The sequence below is a fragment of the Bacteroides gallinarum DSM 18171 = JCM 13658 genome (assembly GCF_000374365.1).
In the GTDB taxonomy this organism is placed as follows: Bacteria; Bacteroidota; Bacteroidia; order Bacteroidales; family Bacteroidaceae; genus Bacteroides; species Bacteroides gallinarum.
The window spans coordinates 265,079-280,306 of sequence record NZ_KB894115.1; the positions used below are offsets into that span (position 1 = coordinate 265,079).

At 53.1% G+C, this 15,228-nt stretch carries 11 protein-coding genes; 7 read left to right on the forward strand and 4 right to left on the reverse strand.

The window, feature by feature from the left end; translation table 11 throughout:
- Positions 1 to 102: 102 nt before the first annotated feature.
- The 3 genes from lpdA (at position 103) to dacB (ending at position 3,429) form a co-directional block, all read left to right on the forward strand.
- A complete protein-coding gene (gene lpdA, locus C233_RS0101360; protein ID WP_018665680.1) occupies positions 103 to 1,461 on the forward strand; it encodes a dihydrolipoyl dehydrogenase in 1,359 nt (452 codons plus the stop codon).
- Between the two features lie 20 nt (positions 1,462 to 1,481).
- Entirely contained in the window at positions 1,482 to 1,943 is a 462-nt protein-coding gene (locus C233_RS0101365; RefSeq protein WP_018665681.1) for a putative signal transducing protein, read from the forward strand.
- Between the two features lie 64 nt (positions 1,944 to 2,007).
- A complete protein-coding gene (gene dacB, locus C233_RS0101370; protein ID WP_018665682.1) occupies positions 2,008 to 3,429 on the forward strand; it encodes a D-alanyl-D-alanine carboxypeptidase/D-alanyl-D-alanine endopeptidase in 1,422 nt (473 codons plus the stop codon).
- A 7-nt stretch (positions 3,430 to 3,436) separates the two neighbouring features.
- On the opposite strand, the gene C233_RS0101375 is transcribed toward dacB, so the two are convergent.
- Positions 3,437 to 4,339, reverse strand: coding sequence for a helix-turn-helix domain-containing protein (locus C233_RS0101375; RefSeq protein ID WP_025068531.1), 903 nt, complete (start codon positions 4,337 to 4,339; stop codon positions 3,437 to 3,439).
- A 211-nt stretch (positions 4,340 to 4,550) separates the two neighbouring features.
- On the opposite strand from C233_RS0101375, the gene C233_RS0101380 reads away from it, so the two are divergent.
- Genes C233_RS0101380 through C233_RS0101390 form a run of 3 tightly spaced genes read left to right on the forward strand, consistent with a single transcriptional unit; the run spans position 4,551 to position 10,293 of the window.
- Positions 4,551 to 5,654 (forward strand): efflux RND transporter periplasmic adaptor subunit, encoded by a 1,104-nt coding sequence (locus C233_RS0101380; protein WP_018665684.1) that lies wholly within the window; start codon positions 4,551 to 4,553, stop codon positions 5,652 to 5,654.
- Between the two features lie 26 nt (positions 5,655 to 5,680).
- Entirely contained in the window at positions 5,681 to 8,860 is a 3,180-nt protein-coding gene (locus tag C233_RS0101385; protein ID WP_018665685.1) for an efflux RND transporter permease subunit, read from the forward strand.
- A gap of 38 nt (positions 8,861 to 8,898) precedes the next feature.
- Positions 8,899 to 10,293: a TolC family protein gene (locus C233_RS0101390; protein WP_018665686.1), complete on the forward strand. Its 1,395-nt coding sequence runs from the start codon at positions 8,899 to 8,901 to the stop codon at positions 10,291 to 10,293.
- Positions 10,294 to 10,467: 174 nt separating this feature from the next.
- Here C233_RS0101390 and C233_RS0101395 read toward each other — a convergent pair whose 3' ends face one another.
- Together C233_RS0101395 and C233_RS0101400 are read right to left on the reverse strand one after the other, a co-directional pair.
- Positions 10,468 to 11,964, reverse strand: a complete 1,497-nt coding sequence (locus C233_RS0101395) for a butyryl-CoA:acetate CoA transferase (RefSeq protein ID WP_018665687.1) — start codon at positions 11,962 to 11,964, stop codon at positions 10,468 to 10,470.
- A gap of 65 nt (positions 11,965 to 12,029) precedes the next feature.
- Positions 12,030 to 12,407 carry a hypothetical protein gene (locus C233_RS0101400; protein WP_018665688.1) on the reverse strand — a complete coding sequence of 126 codons (378 nt, stop codon included), beginning with the start codon at positions 12,405 to 12,407 and terminating at the stop codon, positions 12,030 to 12,032.
- A gap of 358 nt (positions 12,408 to 12,765) precedes the next feature.
- Between C233_RS0101400 and miaB the strand changes: the two genes are divergently transcribed.
- The gene (gene miaB, locus C233_RS0101405) at positions 12,766 to 14,133 is read left to right on the forward strand and encodes a tRNA (N6-isopentenyl adenosine(37)-C2)-methylthiotransferase MiaB (protein WP_018665689.1); all 1,368 of its coding nucleotides are present in this window, start codon (positions 12,766 to 12,768) and stop codon (positions 14,131 to 14,133) included.
- Between the two features lie 82 nt (positions 14,134 to 14,215).
- On the opposite strand, the gene C233_RS0101410 is transcribed toward miaB, so the two are convergent.
- Positions 14,216 to 14,716, reverse strand: a complete 501-nt coding sequence (locus C233_RS0101410) for a DUF3836 domain-containing protein (RefSeq protein WP_018665690.1) — start codon at positions 14,714 to 14,716, stop codon at positions 14,216 to 14,218.
- Positions 14,717 to 15,228 lie beyond the last annotated feature (512 nt).

The window sequence follows — 15,228 nt, forward strand, 5'->3', positions numbered from 1 at the left end:
CCGGCGCTCCGGCGTACGTATCCGGAAAAAAGGGAAGGGCGGATGCTTTTTTTTGGATTTCTTGTCGTATCTTGCATGCAGAAATCCATAAATGTAAGAACTATGAAATATCGAGTTGCCATTATCGGCGGAGGTCCTGCGGGATACACGGCTGCGGAAACGGCCGGGAAGCACGGCCTGAGCGTCGTGCTTTTTGAGAAACAGAGCCTCGGCGGAGTATGCCTGAACGAAGGTTGTATTCCTACCAAGACCTTATTGTATTCGGCGAAAACGTATGACAGTGCACGCCATGCGTCCAAGTATGCGGTAGGCGTACCGGAAGTGTCGTTCGATTTGCCCAAGATTATAGCCCGCAAGCAGAAGGTCGTGCGGAAGCTGGTGCTGGGTGTTAAGGGAAAGCTTGCCGCCTGCGGGGTGACGGTGGTGAACGGCGAGGCCTTCGTTGTAGACAGGAATCATGTCCGGTGCGGCGACGAGGTTTATGAATGCGACAACCTGCTGCTTTGTACGGGTTCGGAAACTTTTATCCCGCCCATTCCCGGAACGGACACGGTGGCTTACTGGACGCACCGCGATGCGCTGGATAGTAAGGAGCTTCCCGTATCCCTGGCGGTTATAGGCGGCGGGGTTATCGGCATGGAGTTCGCCTCTTTCTTCAACAGCTTGGGGGTACGGGTTACCGTTATCGAGATGCTGGACGAGATATTGGGTGGAATGGACAGGGAATTGTCCGCCCTGCTGCGTGCGGAGTATGCCAAGCGCGGAATCGGGTTTATGCTGGGCACGAAGGTAGTGTCGCTGGCGGGAAGCGTATCGGAGGAAGGAAAGGAGCAGGTACAGGTGAATTACGAAAATGCCGGAGGCGCGGGTTCCGTTGTGGCGGAAAGGCTGCTGATGAGCGTAGGCCGCCGTCCCGTAACGAAAGGTTACGGATTGGAGAACCTGAGCCTGGAAATGACGGAACGTGGCAATATCCGGGTCGATGAACGGATGCAGACCTCCGCCCCGGGAGTATATGCCTGCGGGGATTCGACCGGGTTTTCCTTACTGGCTCATACGGCGGTGCGCGAGGCGGAAGTAGCGGTGCATGCTATCCTGGGAGAGACGGATACCATGAGTTACAAGGCTATCCCCGGTGTGGTATATACCAATCCGGAGATTGCGGGCGTGGGAGATACGGAGGAGGCTTTGCAGCGAAAAGGCATCCTTTACCGTACTGTAAAACTGCCTATGGCGTATTCCGGCCGTTTTGTGGCGGAGAACGAGGGCGTTAACGGCGTATGTAAGCTGTTGTTTGCCGAGGACGGTACGGTTTTGGGAGCGCACGTGCTGGGCAATCCGGCTTCGGAGATTATCACATTGGCAGGTATGGCTATCGAGCTGGGGTTGACGGCATCGGAATGGAAGAAAATCGTATTCCCGCATCCTACGGTGGGCGAAATCTTCAGGGAAGCGCTTTAATAGACAAAATACATGCCTTTATGAAACTCGTAAAGTTGATAACCTGCGATAATGCCACCCAAGCCCATATTATACGGGGAGCGTTGCAGAATGAAGGAATCGATTCCATGCTGCGGAATGAGAATATGGCTACGCTAATGGCGGGTTGGCAGGTCGATGGACTGACAGGCGTGGATATACTGGTGGATGAAAAAGATTACGAGGCGGCAATCTGCCTGCTGGAACGGAACCAGATGATTCCGGAACAGTTGAGGTACTGCCCCTTCTGCGGTTCTCCGGACATAAAGTTCGAGCTTAGGAAAGGATGCCGGCTGCGGGCTATCGTGGCAGCCCTCATTGCCTTGCTTGCGTGTTCCGCCCCGGGGACTAACCACTGGGAGTACGTATGTAACCGGTGTAAAGGAAGGTTCGAAAAGCCGGTTGCCGGAAATCACAGCGGCGGAAGCCGCCCTGTAAACCCTCCGGGCTTGCAGGACGATTGAATAACGGGGAGGTATTTGTTCTTGCTCCTTCGGGCGGAATAAAGAGATAATCTGGATAAGAACGATGAAGAAGATAGTATTGTATTGGCTTTTATCGGTTTGCTTGCCGGCATTGTATGCACAGGAGGCGTTGCCTGAAACGGCTTCCCTTTCTTCGCGGCTGGATACGCTGGTAAAATACCGGTTGCCCCAGGGTTCCAACGTAGCCATTTCGGTGTACGATTTAACTGCCGGCAAGACCCTGTACGATTACCAGGCGGACAAACTTTCCCGCCCGGCTTCTACGATGAAGCTGCTGACTACGATTACGGCGCTTTCCCGCCCCGAGGCGGATGAGCCTTTCCGTACCGAGGTCTGGTATAAGGGAGTGATAGAGCGCGATACGTTGAAGGGGGATATATACGTTGTGGGAGGGTTCGACCCCGAGTTCGACGACGAGGCGCTGGACTCTTTGGCCGGCAAGGTGGCGCGTTTGCCTTTCTCCGTAATCCGGGGCAGGGTGTACGGCGATGTTTCCATGAAAGATTCCTTGTACTGGGGAAGCGGCTGGCTGTGGGACGATACGCCCAGCTCTTTCCAGCCGTACCTGTCGCCGTTGATGCTCGATAAGGGGGTGGTTACGGTAACGGTTTTTCCCGGTGTGCGGGGAGATACGGCGCGCTTGGAGTGTACTCCCGCTTCGTCCTATTACACGCTGGTCAATGCAACCAAAACCCGCACTCCTTCTGCCGGCCGTTTCCGGGTATCCCGCAACTGGCTGGAGAACGGCAATGATATAACGGTGTCGGGCAATGTAGACGGCAGGCGTACCGGTACGGTCAATATATACGGTTCGCAGGATTTCTTCATGCGTACGTTCGTAGAGCGTTTGCAGGCAAGGGGTATCCGCTGCCTGCCGGACTATGCTTTCGGAGAGTTCCGGAAAGACAGCCTTTCCGTACGGGTAGCGGTGCACGAAACGCCTGTGCAGGCGGTAATAGACCAGATAATGAAGGAGAGCGACAACCTGAATGCCGAAGCCATGCTGTGCCGTTTGGGTGCGCAGGCTACGGGCGGCAGGCATGTCTCTGCCGAGGACGGGCTTGCCGCTGTACGGCAGTTGATAAAGAAACTGGGATACGCCCCCGCCCGGTACAAGCTGGCGGACGGCTGCGGGCTTTCCAACTATAACTATATCTCGCCGGAACTTCTGGTAGCTTTCCTGAAATTCGCCTATTCGCGTACGGATGTGTTTCGGAAACTGTATAAGGCGTTGCCCGTAGGCGGGGTGGACGGCACGCTGAAGTACCGCATGGGTAAGGGAACTCCTTCTTACAGGAAAGTACATGCCAAGACCGGCTCCTTTACGGCGGTGAACTGCCTGGCGGGTTATCTGACGGCGGATAACGGGCATTACATCGCTTTCGCCATTATGAACCAGAATGTGCTTTCCGGCCGCGAGGCACGCAGTTTCCAGGATGCCGTCTGCGATGTGCTTGTCCGGTAAACCCCGTTCAGTTTTCCTGCATGTCCCGGTAGCGTGCGGGCGACATTCCCAAGTGTGCCTTTACGTATTTGCCGAAAAAGGACTGGTTGGGGAAATTGAAGTCCTCGGCTATCTCCTTGATAGATTTCTCCGAATGCTTTAGCTGGTGCTTTATCTGCTCTATGGCATATTCGTTAATCCATTCCAGGGGGGTGCGTCCGCTCGCCTGCTTCACGGCTCCGGATATGTATTTGGACGAATAGCACAGGATGTCCGCATAATGGCTCACCGACCGGTGCATGCCGCCGTCTTTGGCAACTTCTATCATGAAGCGTTTAAACAGGTAGCCTGTCCGGTTCATTTCCGGTTCCGCATTTTCGTTCTTGTCGGCATACCGGTGGATTTCGGCAAGCATCTCATGGAACAGGGCGGAGAAGATGAATTGCAGGATTTCTTTCTGGTAGCGGTGGGGCGGCTCTTTGATTTTGTCCATGATGAGTTCGCCGTAATGGCGGAAGTGCGGGTTCTCCTCTTTTCCGGTGGTGGTATGTATCGGGTTCTTGTAGATATAGGAAATGGTGTTTCCCGTGTCTTTCTCTTTTTTCACCGTGCGTTGGAGGAACTTGGTGGAGAAGCCTACCATTCTTACCTTATGCCCCGGGCTGAACATGGCATTGCTCATAATCATGGTGGGCAGGCAGAAAAGCACTTCTTCCGCTTTCAGCAAATGGGTCTTGCCGTTGATATCCAGTTGTATTTTCCCCTCTACGCATACTACGATAAGGAAGAAGTTCAGCCGTACGATTTCGTTCTTGTAGGGAAGGTTCTCCATGCAGCTCGCCACCATGCAGTCGTCGTCTGCATAGTCTATCATCGGGTCGGCATGTTTGAAGTCCTCGATGTCCAGCGTCATTATTGTTCCATTCTCCATATTGTCTCTTTTTTCCGGTTACAAAGATGCTTAATATTACAGGAGTTTGTATGTTCTATATTTCTTTGTGATTGTCCTTTCTTTCTTTTGTATTGAAAATGAGGCTATAAATATCTCCTTTTGAGGAAAATAGAACATTGTTATGGGAATATGGATAAACGGACGGATGTTCTATTCTTCTACCTTTGCTGCGATTTAAAAAAGAAAGAATATGATAAATGTAAATGGAAAATGGATACGGCTGATGATGTTCATCGGTTGTACAACTTGGTTGGCATCCTGCAAGCAGGCATCCGATGCCGGAGTAAAGTCTTCTTATGCGACAATGAAAGTGGCGACTACCGATAAAGAGCTCTCCACTTCTTATTCGGCAACCATACGCGGGCGGCAGGATATCGACATCTACCCGCAGGTATCGGGCACTATCGAACGGCTTTGCGTAACGGAGGGGCAGGCGGTGCGCCGCGGACAGTTGCTTTTCGTTATCGACCAGGTTCCTTATAAGGCTGCGCTGAATACCGCCCTTGCCAATGTAGAGGCTGCACGCGCCGGGCTTGCCACTGCCGAGCTTACCTATAATAGCAACAAGGAGCTCCGTGCGCAGAACGTCGTTTCCGATTTCAGCCTGAAAACGGCGGAAAACGCTTACCTCACCGCCAAGGCACAACTGGCACAGGCGGAAGCGCAGGAGGTGAATGCCCGTAATAACCTCTCTTATACCGAGGTGAAAAGCCCGAGCGACGGGGTGGTAGGTGCATTGCCCTATCGTGCGGGTGCGCTGGTAAGCCCCAGCATCCCGCAGCCGCTGACTACGGTGAGCGACAATTCCGATATGTACGTTTACTTCTCCATGACCGAGAACCAGTTGCTTGCCCTTACGCGCCAGTACGGTACAATGGACGAGGCGCTGAAGAACATGCCCGAAGTGGAATTGCAGTTGAACGATAACTCCATGTACGGCAAAAAAGGAAAAATCGAGTCCGTGAGCGGCGTTATCGACCGCCAGACGGGTACGGTCGTTGCCCGTGCGGTTTTCCCCAACGAGTCGCGGCTGCTGCATAGCGGTGCGTCGGGCAATGTCGTGATACCTACCGTTTACAAGGATTGCATCGTCATTCCGCAGGGAGCTACCGTGCAGATGCAGGATAAGACCCTGACCTATAAGGTGGTGGACGGCAAGGCGGTTTCTACCCTTATCACCGTGGCATCCGTAAACGACGGACGCGAATACGTTGTCCTGGACGGATTGGAAGTAGGAGATGAAATCGTGGCGGAAGGAGCCGGACTGGTACGTGAAGGGACGCAGGTGAAATGAAGAACTAAGAACGAAAGAACGAAAAAATGAAAGGGAACGTATTTATAAAAAGGCCTGTAATGGCTATTTCTATCTCCATTCTTATCTTGGCGATAGGACTTATCTCGCTTTTTACATTGCCTGTGGAGCAATATCCGGATATTGCCCCGCCTACGGTGCAGGTGTCCGCCTCTTATACCGGAGCCGATGCCGAAGCCGTGATGAATAGCGTAATCATGCCGTTGGAAGAAAGTATCAACGGAGTGGAGAATATGATGTACATCACCTCTACCGCCACCAATGCGGGTACGGCTACTATCGAAATCTACTTCAAGCAGGGTACAGACCCCGATATGGCGGCGGTGAATGTGCAGAACCGCGTGTCCAAGGCACAGGGGCTGCTGCCCGCCGAGGTAACGAAAATCGGTGTCACCACGCAAAAGCGGCAGACCAGTTTCCTGCAAATCAACGCATTGGCAAGCACGGACGGGCGTTACGACAAGACTTTCCTCGGTAACTATATGGATATCAACATCATTCCGCAGATTAAGCGTGTGGAAGGTGTGGGCGACGTGATGATGCTGGGTGATACGTACAGTATGCGTATCTGGCTGAAACCGGAACGCATGGCGCAGTACGGCCTGGTTCCCTCGGACATTACGTCCGTGCTGGGCGAGCAGAACATAGAGGCTCCCACCGGGTCGCTGGGCGAGAACTCGAAGAATGTTTTCCAGTTCACCTTGAAATACCGCGGACGGTTGAAGAGCGTGGACGAATTCAAGAACACTGTTGTCCGCGCACAGGACGACGGCTCCGTCCTGCGGCTGAAAGATGTGGCGGATGTGGAGCTGGGTACGCAGACATATAGTTTCAGCAGTGAAATGGACGGCAAGCCCGCGGTGATGTTCATCGTATTCCAGACAGCGGGTTCCAATGCCACGGCAGTGAACGAGCTGATTTCGGAGCAGATGAAGGAAATGGAGAAAGACCTGCCGCAGGGCACGGAGTTCGTGAACATGATGAGCTCCAACGATTTCCTTTTCGCCTCTATCCATAATGTGGTGGAAACGCTGATTGTCGCCATTATCCTGGTAATCCTGGTCGTTTATTTCTTCCTCCAGGATTTCAAGAGTACGCTGATACCGTCTATCTCTATCATCGTGTCGCTGGTGGGTACGTTCGCCTGCCTGGTGGCTGCCGGGTTCAGTATCAATATCCTGACGCTGTTCGCCCTGGTGCTTGCTATCGGTACGGTGGTGGACGACGCCATTGTGGTGGTGGAAGCGGTGCAGTCCAAGTTCGATGCCGGTTACAAATCGCCTTACCAGGCTACGAAAGATGCCATGGGCGATGTAACCATGGCTATCATCTCCTGTACCTGTGTGTTCATGGCGGTGTTCATTCCCGTAACGTTCATGGGCGGTACGTCGGGTATCTTCTATACGCAGTTCGGTATTACAATGGCTACTTCCGTGGGTATCTCCATGATTTCGGCATTGACGCTCTGCCCCGCCCTTTGCGCTATTATGATGCGTCCGTCGGACGGGACGAAAAGCGCCAAGAGTATCAACGGACGCGTACGTGCCGCCTATAATGCCTCTTTCAATGCAGTGCTGGGCAAATACAAGAAGGGCGTGATGTTCTTTATCCGCCGCCGCTGGATGGTATGGACTTCGCTGGCTGCTGCCGTCGTGCTGCTCGTCTGGCTGATGAGTACCACCAAGACGGGGCTTGTGCCGCAGGAAGACCAGGGCGTTATCATGATTAATGTGGCTACTTCGCCGGGCAGTACGCTGGAAGAAACTAACAAGGTGGTGGACAAGCTGGAGGACATCCTCAAGAATACTCCCGAGATAGAGCACTACTCCCGCGTTGCGGGCTACGGCTTCCTTTCCGGGCAGGGCACGTCCTACGGCCTGGTGGTAATCCGCCTGAAAGACTGGAGCGAACGCAAGGGCAGCGAGCATACCTCCGATGCGGTGGTAGCCCGCCTCAACGCACAGTTCTATGCCATTAAGGATGCGCAGATATTCAGTTTCCAGCCGGGTATGATTCCGGGATACGGTATGGGTAACTCCATAGAGCTGAACTTGCAGGACAGGACGGGCGGCGACATGACGACGTTCTACAACTCCGTGATGCAGTTCCTCGGTGCGCTGAACCAGCGTCCGGAGGTGGCTATGGCATACACCTCGTATGCGATGAACTTCCCGCAGATATCCGTAGATGTGGATGCCGCCAAGTGTAAGCGCGCCGGTATCTCACCCGCCACGGTGCTCGATGCGCTGGGCAGTTATTGCGGCGGTGCGTATATCTCCAACTACAACCAGTTCGGCAAGGTGTACCGCGTCATGATGCAGGCTTCGCCCGAATACCGCCTGGACGAACGTGCGCTGGATAATATGTTCGTGCGCAACGGCACTGAAATGGCTCCCGTGAGCCAGTTCGTCACTTTGAAGAAGGTGCTGGGACCCGAGGTTGCCAACCGCTTTAATCTTTACAGCTCCATTTCCGCCAATGTAAACCCAGCCATGGGCTATTCTTCCGGCGAGGTGCAGAAGGTTATCGAGGAGGTGGCTGCGCAAACGCTGCCTTCGGGCTACGGCTATGAGTATGGCGGCATGTCGCGCGAGGAGTCGAACAGTGGCGGCGGCAAGACGATTTTCATCTATGGCGTGTGCATACTGCTCATCTACCTGATTTTGTCCTGCCTCTACGAGAGCTTCCTGGTTCCGTTCGCGGTAATCCTCTCCGTTCCGTTCGGGCTAATGGGTTCGTTCCTTTTCGCCAAGCTTTTCGGGTTGGAGAACAATATCTACCTGCAAACGGGTGTGATTATGCTCATCGGTCTGCTGGCAAAGACGGCTATCCTGATTACGGAGTACGCTATCGAACGCCGTCGTAAGGGAATGGGCATCGTGGAGTCGGCTTACAGTGCCGCACAAGTCCGCCTGCGTCCTATCCTGATGACGGTGCTTACGATGATATTCGGTATGCTTCCGCTGATGTTCTCCACCGGCGCCGGCGCCAACGGCAACAGCTCTTTGGGTACGGGTGTCGTAGGCGGTATGGCAATCGGAACGCTGGCGTTGCTCTTTGTCGTCCCCGTATTCTACATTATCTTCGAGTTCCTGCAGGAGAAAATCCGCAAGCCTATGGAAGAAGAAGCCGATGTACAGGTCTTGCTGGAGAAAGAACGCAGTGAGAAGGAGAAGGGAGAAAAGTGATAAATTGGCAATCTCGAAATAAAAATAGGAATAAACGAATGAAAAAACAGATTATAACATTGCTTGCCGCTCCCCTTTTACTGAGTGGTTGCGGTATTTACACCAAATACAAGCCCGTTGCCGATGTTCCCGAAAACCTTTACGGAACGGAGGCAGCAGCTTTGGGCGACAGCCTTTCGCCGGCCGTCCCGGAAGATAGCCTGGGGCTGGGCAGCATGGACTGGCGGACGCTCTTTACCGACTCGTACCTGCAAGCGCTTATCGAGCAGGGCTTGCAGAACAATACCGATTACCGGTCGGCGCAGCTTCGCGTAAAGGAGGCGGAAGCTACCCTGCTCTCCGCCAAGCTCGCCTTCCTGCCGTCGCTTGCCCTTGCACCGCAGGGCACGGTCAGCAGTTTCGATACCCATAAGGCTACGCAGACTTACTCGCTTCCCGTTACGGCAAGTTGGGAGCTGGATATATTCGGCCGTATGCGCAATGCCAAGAAGCAGGCGAGGGCTTTGCTGGCACAGAGCGAGGACTACCGCCAGGCGGTGCGTGTGCAACTCATTGCCGGCATAGCCAATACCTATTATACCTTGCTGATGCTCGACGAGCAGCTTGCCATTTCGCAGCAGACGGAGGAGGCATGGAAAGAAACCGTTGCCTCCACCCGCGCCCTGATGAATGCCGGGCTGGCGGATGAGACTGCCGTTTCGCAAATGGAAGGGAGCTATTACCAGGTACGGACTTCCGTACTCGATTTGAAGGAGCAAATCAACCAGGTGGAGAACTCGCTTGCCCTCTTGCTGGCAGAAACTCCGCGCCGTTATGAGCGCGGTACGTTGGAAGGCCAGCAGTTCCCGGCCGAATTTTCCGTAGGTATTCCGGTACGGATGCTCTCTTGCCGTCCCGATGTCCGCTCTGCCGAAAGGACGTTAGAGGCGGCGTTTTACGGGACTAATGCGGCGCGTTCTGCATTTTATCCTTCCGTTACTTTGAGCGGAAGCGCCGGCTGGACTAACTCTGCGGGTACGATGATTATCAATCCCGGAAAATTCCTCGCCTCCGCAGTAGGTTCACTCACTCAGCCGCTCTTTGCCCGCGGGCAGCTTCTCGGACAGTTGAAGATAGCCAAGGCGCAGCAGGAAGAAGCCGAGCTTGCCTTCCGGCAAACATTGCTCAATGCCGGTAGCGAGGTGAACAATGCGTTGACCGCCTACCAGGTCAGCAAGGAGAAAAGCGGCCTCCTGGATAAGCAGGTAGCTTCCCTGCAAACGGCTTTAAAGAGCACCTCCCTGCTAATGGAGCACGGCACTACCACCTACTTGGAAGTGCTCACCGCCCGCCAGACATTGCTGGGCGCACAGCTTTCGCAAACCGCCAACCGCTTTACGGAGATACAAAGCATTATCAACCTCTACCAGACGTTGGGCGGCGGTCAGGAATAAGCGGGTATTTATCATACTCTCTCTGTATCTTCATAGATATATGAAGAAAGGGCTGTCCGGGAAGGGATTCCAGGACAGCCCTGTTTTGTAGGCTACGGTATTATTTATTGTAGGCTATGGTATTATTTAAGCTACGGTTGTTATATTGCCGGTGTACGGGGATTTAACGGGGACTTATTTATATTGTCCCCAGTCTATATTCTTCATATCCCCGCTTTTAGCCAGCTCTGCGTGCATAGCCAGGGCAGCACGCATGGAATGCGGTGTCTGGGCTTTGCCGTCGGTCAGTTTCAGGTAATCCCACAGGATATTCTTGTAGTCCGGGTGAACGCAGTTCTCGATGATAGCCTGTGCACGCTCTTTAGGACTCTTGCCGCGCAGGTCGGCCACACCCTGTTCGGTAACGATGATGTTGACGTCGTGTTCGCTGTGGTCTACATGCGAAACCATAGGCACGATAGCGCTGATTTTGCCCTCTTTGGCTACGGACGGACACGTGAAGATAGAGATGTAGGCATTGCGCGTAAAGTCGCCCGAACCGCCGATGCCGTTCATCATCTTCGTACCGCCGATGTGGGTGGAGTTCACGTTGCCGTAAAGGTCGGCCTCGATAGCCGTATTGATAGAGATGATACCCAGGCGGCGTACCACTTCCGGACTGTTGGATATCTCCGACGGACGGAGAACCAGCTTGTCGCGGAAGAAATCCATATCTTCGTATATACCGTTCAGACAGTCATTGGTTACGGTCAGCGAGCAGGCGCTGCCGAACTTCACGCGGCCCTCGCGAATCAGCCCGATAACGGAGTTCTGGATAACCTCCGTGTACATTTCGAATGCCGGGATAGTCTTGTCGCGTCCCAGGGCGCCCAGTACGGCGTTGGCGATGTTGCCCACACCCGACTGCAACGGCAGGAAGGTCGGAGGGATGATGCCCCGCTTCATGTCGGCGGCAAGGAAGTCGGCTACGTTCTGCCCGATTTTGTCGGTCAGCGGGTCGGCAGCCGCAAAAGAGCGCGCCTCGTCCGGCCAGTCGGTCTCTACTATGCCGACGATTTTTTTCGGGTCTACCTGGATGTAAGGCTGGCCGATACGGTCGCTCGGCTTGAAAATCGGTATTTCGCGGCGGTAAGGCGGGTCCAGCGGTTCATAGACATCGTGCAGCCCCATGGCATTCTTGCTGTGGGCGGCATTCAGCTCTACGATAATCTGGTCGGCAAGGCGGCAGATAGTGGGGGCGATACCACCGGCGGCGGTCAGGTAGATTTTGCCGTCGGGCGTCACCTCGCAAGCCTCGATAACGGCTACGTTCACCTTTCCCATGAAGCCGTAGCGCACCTCCTGCGCCATTTGCGACAAATGGATGTCGTTATAGGCAATCTCGCCGTTGTTCACCGCTTTGCGGAAATCGGGGTTCGTCGTGTAGGGAGCGCGGTAACGGATAGCTTTGACGCGGGACAGGATACCGTCGCAGGAGTCGCCCGTGGAGGCTCCCGTAAAGATACCTATTTGGAAAGGGTTTCCTTTCGCATGTTCCGCTTCTGCGATTTTCGCTAATTCAGCCGTTACGGCCTTGGCCGTTCCTGCGGGAGTAAATCCGCTCAGGCCGATGTTGTAGCCATGTTTAATCAGGCTTGCAGCTTCTGCTGCCGAAATGTAATTAAATGCCATAATTATAGTTATTTTTTCGTGTAAGGAATCATCTCGGCTTTCGATGTCTCACCTCCCCGGCAGTGCTAATACTTCCGCTGTAATATTTCCGACCACACAATGGCGCGGCGTGCCTCTTCCGCCGAGCGAATTTCGAATTCGGACGGTTCGTCGGTCGCTTGCGGTACGGGAGCCGGTGAGGGGGAAGGGCTGGAAGAAGCGGCGGCGGGTCGGGTTTTCTTTTTCGTTTGTCCGGTTACGGCGATAGGTTCGGGTTCGGGACCTTCCGGGATGTATCCGCCGTAGGTGGCATCTTCCCAATCTCCGGGAAAAGGGCTCTTTCCGTCGGGCATAGGCATGGCGGGAGGGTTTCCGGCTTTCTTTTTCGCTTCTTTCTTTGCTTGCCTGACGAAACCTATGATGAGAATGCCTATAACTAACAGAAATTTGAAAATGTCTTCCATAAGCCTTTATTTGTTTTCCACCGCCAAAGGTAATTATTTAATCTGATTGTAGCCAACAAATTGACATGAAAAAAGGGCAGCTTCACAGCTCCCCTTAATTTTTTAACCTAAACCTTAACTATGAAAAAATCTAATGTTTCTTTCATTTCACAAAATTGGAAATTTATTCCAATAAAGCCAAACCAGTGCCCGGAAAATGTTTAGTCGCTTAACATTAATTAGTAGAAATGCGTCGAATAGAGGGGGTTATGTGTTATTTTTCCGTACTTTCACTGCTTTATTGGGAGCGATGACGTATCTTTGCAGGCAAATTCTTTCACCGTGCAAGCCGCGGTGAACCTAAAAAACTGAAGAGATAATGGAAAATGTAACGGGAGCAGACTTTAAATCTGCAACTGCCGATGACAACAAGAAGTTGTTCATCGAAACCTATGGCTGCCAGATGAATGTGGCAGACAGTGAAGTGATAGCCTCGGTAATGCAAATGGCGGGGTATTCCGTAGCCGGAACGCTGGAGGAGGCGGATGCGGTGTTTATGAACACCTGTTCCATTCGCGATAACGCCGAACAGAAAATCCTGAACCGCCTGGAGTTTTTCCACTCGCTCAAGAAGAAAAAGCGGAATCTGATTGTCGGCGTGCTGGGATGTATGGCAGAGCGCGTGAAGGACGATTTGATTACGAATCATCACGTGGATTTGGTGGTGGGTCCGGATGCCTACCTCACCTTGCCCGAGCTGATTGCCGCCGTGGAAGCAGGCGAGAAGGCTATTAACGTGGAACTTTCCACGACGGAGACGTACCGCGATGTGATACCCTCGCGCATTTGCGGAAACCATATTTCGGGCTTTGTCTCCATTATGCGCGGCTGCAACAACTTTTGCACGTATTGCATAGTCCCTTATACCCGCGGACGGGAGCGTAGCCGCGATGTGGAAAGCATCCTGAACGAAGTGGCCGACCTGGTGGCGAAAGGCTATAAGGAAGTAACCCTGCTGGGGCAGAACGTCAACTCCTACCGCTTCGAAAAGGCGAACGGCGAAACGGTTACTTTCCCCATGCTGCTGCGCACCGTGGCCGAGGCGGCTCCGGGCATCCGCGTCCGTTTCACCACCTCGCATCCCAAGGATATGAGTGACGAAACCTTGCGGGTCATTGCCGAAGTGCCCAACGTATGCAGGCATATCCACCTGCCCGTACAGAGCGGAAGCAGCCGCATCCTGAAGCTGATGAACCGTAAATATACCCGCGAGTGGTATTTGGAACGCGTAGAGGCTATCCGCCGCATCATTCCCGATTGCGGCCTGTCTACGGACATATTCTCCGGTTTCCATTCCGAGACGGAGGAAGACCACCGGCTCTCCCTCTCCCTCATGGAGGAGTGCGGTTACGATGCCGCTTTCATGTTCAAGTATTCCGAGCGTCCGGGCACGTACGCATCCAAGCATCTGCCGGACGATGTGCCCGAGGAGGTGAAGATTCGCCGCCTGAACGAAATCATAGCCTTGCAGAACCGCCTTTCTGCCGAGGCCAACGCCCGCTGTGTAGGCAAGACCTACGAAGTGCTGGTAGAGGGCGTTTCCAAACGCTCGCGCGACCAGCTTTTCGGACGTACCGAGCAGAACCGGGTGGTTGTTTTCGACCGCGGCACGCACCGGGTGGGCGATTTCGTAACGGTCAGGATTACGGAAAGCAGTTCGGCAACGCTGAAAGGCGAAGAAGTATAACCCGCCGGTACACGAAAAAAACAGAGGGCATGAGCCTCACGGCCTATGCCCCCTTTCATTATTGTTAACTTTGATTTTTTGTTTATTCGGTGATTGCCAGCAGGCCGGCGGCCGGGTCTATGCGGTTGTAACTCACTAAAGTCCAGTACGGCGTGCCGTTGCTTTGCTCGTAGTTTTTATAGGTTACCGGCATGTTTTCCGCATTCATCTCGTATACGCTCTTTTTCACGTCCTTGTCGTAAGCCCGGTGCTTTTCGTTCCAGCGGGCATAGGACATGGTTATTTCGTTGTCGCCGTATCGGTAGGACATCTTGAAGTAAGGAGTCCATTCGTCTTTGGAGCCGTCCCATTTGGAGGCGATTTTCCCGGTCAGACGGTTTTCGCTGTCGTACGTAAATTCGTAACGTATGTGGTTATAGAGGTAAGCTCCGTCTTGCTTGAAGATAGTCTTTGCCACTACCAGGCCGTTTTCCACCTCGTCATTGGTGATGAAGTTTTCCTGTGCCTTTACTTCCGAGTTCATAACGCTTACGATAACCATTGCTGCGAATGCGGCTGCCTTGAATAGATTTACAGTTTTCATATCCTTTATTTTTTTATTGTTATTATTCCCGTTTTATCTTTAGACGTAACCTCCGGTGTGAAAAGTTGCTTTTCCGTTCATCTTTTTTTCCGGACGCCTTCGCCAGATAAAAGTCAAACTCCGTGCCATAATACTAATATGTTGATTATCAATATATATTGGGTTGGAGCAGTTGTCCGTTACCGGACACTTGTCCGCCCGATAACGGACACAAAGGCTGTGGTTAGTCCGCTCCGTAGGAATAACAGTCTCCGCCTTTCCCTCTGTTATCCCCTCCGTTTGCCGCTTTTAATTCGTTAGGCGGCTGTTTCCCTTTCGTTAGACAACTGTATAACGAAAGGATAACGGCTGTTTAACGCACGGTAGACTTCTGTCTAACGAATTAATTCCTGCACCCGCCTGCACTGTTTTTCCCGTTTCCGCCGTTTAGCCGTCACTGGAAAAGTTTTTATTTCATCTTATTATTAAATCTCCTTAATGAAAGCCTTGTAAATCACTTTTTATTTGTTATT

Excerpts from the sequence above, each read along its gene's own strand:
- lpdA (WP_018665680.1), top strand. The coding sequence starts at position 103 with ATGAAATATCGAGTTGCCATTATCGGCGGAGGTCCTGCGGGATACACG.
- C233_RS0101365 (WP_018665681.1), top strand. The coding sequence starts at position 1,482 with ATGAAACTCGTAAAGTTGATAACCTGCGATAATGCCACCCAAGCCCAT.
- dacB (WP_018665682.1), top strand. The coding sequence starts at position 2,008 with ATGAAGAAGATAGTATTGTATTGGCTTTTATCGGTTTGCTTGCCGGCA.
- C233_RS0101375 (WP_025068531.1), bottom strand. The coding sequence starts at position 4,339 with ATGGAGAATGGAACAATAATGACGCTGGACATCGAGGACTTCAAACAT.
- C233_RS0101380 (WP_018665684.1), top strand. The coding sequence starts at position 4,551 with ATGATAAATGTAAATGGAAAATGGATACGGCTGATGATGTTCATCGGT.
- C233_RS0101385 (WP_018665685.1), top strand. The coding sequence starts at position 5,681 with ATGAAAGGGAACGTATTTATAAAAAGGCCTGTAATGGCTATTTCTATC.
- C233_RS0101390 (WP_018665686.1), top strand. The coding sequence starts at position 8,899 with ATGAAAAAACAGATTATAACATTGCTTGCCGCTCCCCTTTTACTGAGT.
- C233_RS0101395 (WP_018665687.1), bottom strand. The coding sequence starts at position 11,964 with ATGGCATTTAATTACATTTCGGCAGCAGAAGCTGCAAGCCTGATTAAA.
- C233_RS0101400 (WP_018665688.1), bottom strand. The coding sequence starts at position 12,407 with ATGGAAGACATTTTCAAATTTCTGTTAGTTATAGGCATTCTCATCATA.
- miaB (WP_018665689.1), top strand. The coding sequence starts at position 12,766 with ATGGAAAATGTAACGGGAGCAGACTTTAAATCTGCAACTGCCGATGAC.
- C233_RS0101410 (WP_018665690.1), bottom strand. The coding sequence starts at position 14,716 with ATGAAAACTGTAAATCTATTCAAGGCAGCCGCATTCGCAGCAATGGTT.